Origin of the sequence: Streptomyces sp. NPDC029216 (genome assembly GCF_040648015.1) — a bacterium.
GTDB lineage: Bacteria > Actinomycetota > Actinomycetes > Streptomycetales > Streptomycetaceae > Streptomyces.
This window is the reverse complement of record NZ_JBEZWL010000316.1, coordinates 1-1,230: the sequence shown is the minus strand read 5'-3', so window position 1 is coordinate 1,230 and position 1,230 is coordinate 1. Positions and strand designations below refer to the sequence as shown.

The 1,230-nt window shown below is 70.5% G+C and carries 2 protein-coding genes; one reads left to right on the top strand and one right to left on the bottom strand.

Features of this window, described 5'->3' with window-relative positions:
• Positions 1 to 400: 400 nt before the first annotated feature.
• Complete coding sequence (locus tag AB0F18_RS39295; protein WP_362070361.1) at positions 401 to 544, bottom strand: hypothetical protein; 144 nt, start codon at positions 542 to 544, stop codon at positions 401 to 403.
• A gap of 55 nt (positions 545 to 599) precedes the next feature.
• Between AB0F18_RS39295 and AB0F18_RS39290 the strand changes: the two genes are divergently transcribed.
• The gene (locus AB0F18_RS39290; RefSeq protein ID WP_362070358.1) at positions 600 to 794 is read left to right on the top strand and encodes a hypothetical protein; all 195 of its coding nucleotides are present in this window, start codon (positions 600 to 602) and stop codon (positions 792 to 794) included.
• Positions 795 to 1,230 lie beyond the last annotated feature (436 nt).

The window sequence follows — 1,230 nt, the reverse complement described above, 5'->3', positions numbered from 1 at the left end:
GACCCATGGTCACCTCCCGCGCTCCGCGCGGGAGGTGAGGCCTTCCGCTGCGCTCCAGGCTTCTGGCCTGCTGCGCAGTCCAGAGCGGGCCCGGTCGCTGCGCTCCCCGGCCCGGGGCCCGCTACGCGGGCGGCTGGCAACAGGGAAGGGGGCAGCGGGGCTTGGGCAGACCCCTGACTGCGGGACCGTGGGACAGGGGTCCAGGCACCGCCTGGACCCCTGAGAGCAGGACCACGGGCGGGGGCAGGGCGTGATGCACTGTGTAACATCCCGGACCCTGCTGCATCACCTGATGCAGCATGTACCAATGGCAGAACCACAGGACACCCCCTAGGCGGGAATCGAGAGCGCCACCCCGCCCCGCTCACCCCTCCCCCAGCCAGCCACACATTCAGGCTCTTTAGGATTTCTCCGCAACGCTCAATGCGTGGACAATCGCCCATGCCAAATCGTCGAAGTCCAAATCCGCTTCGTCGGTATCGACTTCCGCGAGATACGCATCAATCGCCTGCATGATTACGGACTGCTTTTCGTCCCTGGTCATGTGAACTGCTCCCTAGGTGGTCCGAACCCCGGTGCCGAGCCGGGAGACTAGCCGGATGATCGAACGCCGCGCCCTGGGCACCGGCCCGCGCCCCGCAACTCCCCCAGCACAGCCCACGGCCGGCCGCCGAGCCCGACTCGCCGCCGAGCCGGCCGAAGCGCCGCAAACGGCCGCCGAGGGGCCCGAGGGGGCGCCCCGCTCCCCCGGCCGCCGCCAGCTCGGCACGGGCCCGGACGCGGCCGCGCACTGACCACACGTCACCGGCCGGGGCCCGACCCTAGCCCTCAAACGGCACCCAGGAATCCCCACAGGGGCCCTAGACGGTCCTACCCGGGGGCGCTTGGCCCTGGGGGCCAGCCGCCCCCTGGTTGTCTTCCCTTGCCCCGCAGGGGCGGCCCCGGCGCGAAGCGCCCTCAAAGGGGCCCGGGAGCGGAGGACCTGCCCGAAGGGCATCTCTTCTGCCCGCCCGTGCTCGAAGGGCACTTGAGGGGCGGGCCACCCCCGGGCCGGTCAACCCGATGCCCGCGAACACACCCGGGACTGAGCTGGCCGCCGCAAGGGACCGCACCCAGTCCCGCCCTGCCCCGCCTATTAGACGTCATCTCATTTGGCCAGTCTTCGGTAGCAGATGAGGGTGCAGGCGATGCTGGTGAAGGCGAGGAAGTGGTCGGCTTTGCGTTCGTAGC